The organism is Stenotrophomonas sp. P5_B8 (assembly GCF_054049855.1).
In genome coordinates, this window is sequence record NZ_JBFULO010000271.1 from 1 (window position 1) to 5,157 (window position 5,157).

Annotated in this window: 4 protein-coding genes; all 4 read left to right on the forward strand. The window is 68.7% G+C overall.

Going from position 1 to position 5,157, the window contains the following annotated elements:
- A partial coding sequence (locus tag ACXJKH_RS14165; RefSeq protein ID WP_457320176.1) for a methyl-accepting chemotaxis protein occupies nucleotides 1–1,980 on the forward strand: 1,980 nt, incomplete at its 5' end.
- Nucleotides 1,981–2,033: 53 nt separating this feature from the next.
- A complete protein-coding gene (locus ACXJKH_RS14170; protein WP_256777500.1) occupies nucleotides 2,034–2,897 on the forward strand; it encodes a CheR family methyltransferase in 864 nt (287 codons plus the stop codon).
- Nucleotides 2,894–3,490 carry a chemoreceptor glutamine deamidase CheD gene (gene cheD / locus ACXJKH_RS14175; RefSeq protein ID WP_256777499.1) on the forward strand — a complete coding sequence of 199 codons (597 nt, stop codon included), beginning with the start codon at nucleotides 2,894–2,896 and terminating at the stop codon, nucleotides 3,488–3,490. The genes ACXJKH_RS14170 and cheD overlap by 4 nt, the downstream gene beginning before the upstream one ends.
- Nucleotides 3,487–4,557 carry a protein-glutamate methylesterase/protein-glutamine glutaminase gene (locus ACXJKH_RS14180; RefSeq protein WP_256777498.1) on the forward strand — a complete coding sequence of 357 codons (1,071 nt, stop codon included), beginning with the start codon at nucleotides 3,487–3,489 and terminating at the stop codon, nucleotides 4,555–4,557. The genes cheD and ACXJKH_RS14180 overlap by 4 nt, the downstream gene beginning before the upstream one ends.
- Nucleotides 4,558–5,157: the final 600 nt, after the last annotated feature.

The window sequence follows — 5,157 nt, forward strand, 5'->3', positions numbered from 1 at the left end:
GCCTACTACTACAGCGTCTACGACACCGGCTACCACGTGCTCATGCATCCGTTCCGCAAGGACCTGGTCGGCAAGGACATGAAGGACTTCCGCTCCGAAGACGGCGTGCGGCTGTTCCATGACCTGGTCCAGGTCGCAGGCCAGGGCGGCGGCGTGATCTCCTACAAGTGGGCCAAGGCCGGCGCCGAAGGGTTGTATGACAAGTCCTCCTACGCAGGCCTGTACAAGCCGTGGCAGTGGGTGATCAGCAGCGGCGTCTACATGGAAGACGTGCAGAAGCAGGCCTTGGTCTTCACCGCCATCATGACCGTCAGCGGCGGCGTCGTGGTTCTGATCGTGCTGGCGCTGAGCTGGCTCATCGGCAACCGCATCACCCTGCCCCTGCGCCAGGCCACCCACGTGGCCGAGAGCATCGCCGCCGGCAAGCTGGACAGCCGCATCGGCGCCCAGGCCCACGACGAACCCGGCCGCCTGCTCGAAAGCATGGGCCGGATGCAGAAACAGCTGCACGCGGTCATCAGCGGCCAGCGCGACATGGCCAGCCAGCACGAGGCCGGCCAGACCCGCTTCCGTATGGACGAAAGTGCCTTCCCCGGCGAATACGGCCTGATGGTGCATGAAACCAACGCGCTGGTCGGCGCGCACGTGCAGACCATGGACGACGTCCTGCAGGTGGTGCAGCGCTACGCCGTGGGCGACCTGCACGCCGACATCGCCCGCTACCCGGGCGAGAAGGCGGAAATCACCGCCACCGTCGATACCGTCAAGCGCAACCTGGGCAGCATCAACGACGAGATCAAGCGCCTGGCCGGCGCTGCCGCGGCCGGGGACTTCAGCCAGCGCGGCGATGCCACCCGCTTCGATCACGACTTCCGCCTGATGATCGGCAACCTCAACGCGATGATGCAGGTCAGCGACGACAACCTCGGCAAGCTCTCGCAGCTGCTGTCGGGCATCGCCGAAGGTGACCTCACCGTGCGCATGCACGGCGACTTCCAGGGCGTGTTCGCCAGCATGCGCGACGACGCCAACGCCACCGTCGCCCAGCTCACCCAGATCGTCGGCCAGATCCAGGGCGCGGCCGGCAGCATCACCCAGGCCGCCGGGGAAATCGCCAGCGGCAACAGCGACCTGTCGCGTCGGACCGAGCAGCAGGCCGCCAACCTGGAAGAGACCGCCGCCTCGATGGAGGAACTGACCTCCACCGTGCGCCAGAACGCCGAGCACGCCCGCCAGGCCAACCAGCTGGCCATCGGCGCGCACAGCGTGGCCTCGCAGGGCGGTGAGGTGGTCGGCCAGGTGGTCACCACCATGAGCGCGATCGAAACCAGCTCCAGGCGCATCGCCGAGATCATCTCCGTCATTGACGGCATCGCCTTCCAGACCAACATCCTGGCGCTCAACGCGGCAGTGGAAGCGGCCCGCGCCGGCGAGCAGGGGCGCGGCTTTGCCGTGGTCGCCTCCGAAGTGCGCACCCTGGCCCAGCGCTCGGCGGGCGCGGCCAAGGAGATCAAGGGCCTCATCGACGACTCGGTCGCCAGCGTCGCCGACGGCTCGGCCCTGGTACGCAAGGCCGGCAGCACCATGGGCGAGATCGTCGCCTCGGTGCAGCGGGTGACCGACATCATGGCCGAGATTTCCGCCGCCTCCCAGGAACAGTCCGCCGGCATCGAACAGGTCAACCAGACCGTGGTGCAGATGGACGAAACCACCCAGCAGAACGCCGCCCTGGTCGAAGAAGCCACCGCCGCCGCGCGCGCGATGGAAGAACAGGCCAACCAGCTGGCCGACGTCGTGGCGATCTTCCGCCTGGACAACCAGGTTGCTGCGGCCGTCAGTGCGGTCACCTCGCGCGTGGTGGTGCCGGCCGCAGCGCGCCCGCGCCCGACCCCTGCCGCACGCCCTGCCCCGCGCGCCCAGCCGGCACCACGCGCGCAGCGCAGTGCGACCCCGGACGACGGCAACTGGCAAGAGTTCTGAGTCTTCGTGGCGGCCCCGTCGCCGCCACTCCCCCATTCCCATCGAGTGCGCCTGTGTCCACGCCTTCCGCTCCTGCCGCCACCTCCCAGAACGGCCGCGAATTCGAGTTCGCCGACCGTGATTTCCGCCGCGTCTGCGACCTGATCTACCAGCGTGTCGGCATCTCGCTGGCCCCGGCCAAGCGCGACATGGTCTATGGCCGCCTGTCGCGGCGCCTGCGCGCGCTCGGCCTGCGCAGCTTCACCGAGTACCTGGACCAGCTGGAAAAGGACGGCGGCGAAGAGTGGCAGGCGTTCACCAACGCGCTCACCACCAACCTCACCGCGTTCTTCCGCGAGCCGCACCATTTCGAAAAGCTCGACACCGAGCTGCGCGCGCGCGCCGGTCACGGCACCCTGCAGCTGTGGTCGTGCGCGGCCTCCACCGGTGAGGAGCCCTACTCGATGGCGATCACCGCCTGCGAGGCGTTCGGCACGCTCAAGCCGCCGGTGCGCATCCTGGCCACCGACGTGGACACCCAGGTGCTGGCCACCGCCAGCCGCGGCGTGTACGCCATCGACCGGGTGTCCGGACTCGATCCGGCGCTCAAGAAGCGCTATTTCCAGCGCGGCAGCGGCCCCAACGAAGGCCATTGCCGGGTCAATCCTGCGCTGCGCGACCTGATCGACTTCCGCCCGCTCAACCTGCTCGCCCCCCGCTATGACGTCGGCGGCCCGTTCGACGCCCTGTTCTGCCGCAACGTGATGATCTATTTCGACAARCCCACCCAGCGCGGCATCCTCTCGCGGCTGATCCAGCACATGGGCGACGACGGCCTGCTCTATACCGGCCACTCGGAGAACTACCTGCACGCCGCCGACCTGATCCAGCCGTGCGGACGCACGCTGTACAAGCGCGCGCCCGGAGCACCGGCATGAACCTGGCGCTACGCACCGACGATGTCATGCGTTACTTCGACAGCCGCTTCAAGGTAACCGCGGCCAAGCTGCTGCCCACCCAGTACCTGGTGGTCGACGACAACACCGCGCTGACCACCACCCTCGGCTCGTGCGTGGCCGCGTGCCTGCGCGACCCGGTGCTCAAGATCGGCGGCATGAACCACTTCCTGCTGCCCGAAGGCAACGTCGGCGATGGCGCGCCCGCGCGCTACGGCAGCTACGCCATGGAACTGCTGATCAACGACCTGCTCAAGCGTGGCGCTCACCGCAAGCGCCTGGAAGCCAAGGTGTTCGGCGGCGCCAACGTACTCAAGGGCTTTACCAGCAACCCGGTCGGCACCCGTAACGCCGAGTTCGTGCGCCAGTACCTGCAGGCCGAGCACATCCCGGTGCTGGCCGAAGACCTGTGCGGCATCCATCCGCGCAAGGTGTGGTTCTTCGCCGACACCGGCCGCGTCGTCGTGCAGCGCCTGCCGCACGCGCACGAGGCCGAAGTCGCCGCAACCGAATCGGCCGTGCGTGCGCGTCTGTCCAAGGCCCCGGTCACCGGCGGCGTGGAGCTGTTCGAATGACCCACGGTGCGCCCTGCAGAGTCCTGATCGTCGACGACTCCGCCGTTGTGCGGCAGATGCTCAGCGAAATCCTCGCCAGCGATCCGGGCATCGAGGTGGTCGGCACCGCCGCCGACCCGCTGCTGGCGCGCGAGAAGATCAAACGCCTCGCCCCGGACGTGATCACCCTGGACGTGGAAATGCCGCGCATGGACGGCCTGGCGTTCCTGGAAAACCTGATGCGCCTGCACCCGCTGCCGGTGGTGATGATCTCCTCGCTGACCGAACGCGGCGCCGACACCACCCTGCAGGCGCTGGCACTGGGCGCGGTGGATTTCGTGTCCAAGCCCAAATTCGACGTCGCCCGCGGCCTGCAGGCCTATGCCGAGGAAATCATCGGCAAGGTCAAGATGGCCGCGCGCTCGCGCGTGCGCACCCTGGCCCGCCCCATCACCCCGCGCATCACGCTCGACGCGGTCGCACCGGTCACCCCCGCGCGCAGCATCCAGTTCCGCACCACCGACCGCCTGATCGCCATCGGCGCCTCGGCCGGCGGTACCGAAGCGCTGCGCGTGGTGCTCGAGGGCATGCCCGCCGACGCGCCCGCCGTGGTGCTTACCCAGCACCTGCCGGCCACGTTCAGCACGCCCTTCGCCGAGCGCCTGGACCGGCACTCGGCCATGTCGGTACGCGAAGCCAGCGATGGCGAAGCGGTGCTGCCCGGCCACGCCTACCTGCCGCCGGGCGGCAAGCACCTGCGGGTGATCCGCGACGGTGCGCGCTGGCGCTGCCGCGTGGATGACGGCCCCGCGGTCAACCGGCACAAGCCGGCAGTGGACGTGCTGTTCCGCTCGGTCGCCGAAAGTGCCGGTAGCAACGCTATCGGCGCGATCCTCACCGGCATGGGCGACGACGGCGCCCGCGGCCTGCTCGAACTGCGCAACGCCGGCGCCCCCACGCTGGTGCAGGACGAAGCCAGCAGCGTGGTTTGGGGTATGCCGGGCGCGGCCTACAAGCTGGGTGCGGCCGAAGAAATGGTGCCACTGGAGCGGATTGCCGAGCGCTTGATGGCGTTGGCGCGGGGATAGTCCGCGCCAGCCACGCATGGCGTGGCTCTACCCGGYGATCATGCGATGGCCTGGTGGCATCACCGTTGCGCGGCCCTCCCCGGTAGAGCCACCCCACGGGTGGCTGCACGCCATGCCAGACCGAAGAACAGCCACGCATGGCGTGGCTCTACCCGGCGATCATGCGATGGCCTGGCGTTACCGTTGCGCGACCCTCCCCGGTAGAGCCACCCCACGGGTGGCTGCACGCCATGCCGGACCGAAGAACAGCCACGCATGGCGTGGCTCCACCGTGCGCCCCGGCCAGGCCGAAGCACGCGCGGCGACGTCCCTCACCCGCCCCGGCACCACCGCATCGGGTTGTCCACCAGCAGCTTCCGCTGCAGCTCAGCGGTCACCGCGATCCGCGGAATGAAATCCACCAGCATGCCGTCATCGGGCATAGGCGATTTCAGGTGCGGGTGCGGCCAATCCGCCCCCCCACACGACGCGATCCGGCAAGGCAATGTCGGGCAATGCCGGGAAATGCGGGGTATCGCGGGGTATCGCGAGACAATGCGGGGTATCGCGGGGTATCGCGAGGCAATGCGGGGTATCGCGGGGTAGAGCCGAGCCATGCTC

Bases quoted from the DNA above. Each gene is read 5' to 3' on its own strand.
- cheD (WP_256777499.1), top strand. From the start codon at position 2,894: ATGAACCTGGCGCTACGCACCGACGATGTCATGCGTTACTTCGACAGC.
- ACXJKH_RS14180 (WP_256777498.1), top strand. From the start codon at position 3,487: ATGACCCACGGTGCGCCCTGCAGAGTCCTGATCGTCGACGACTCCGCC.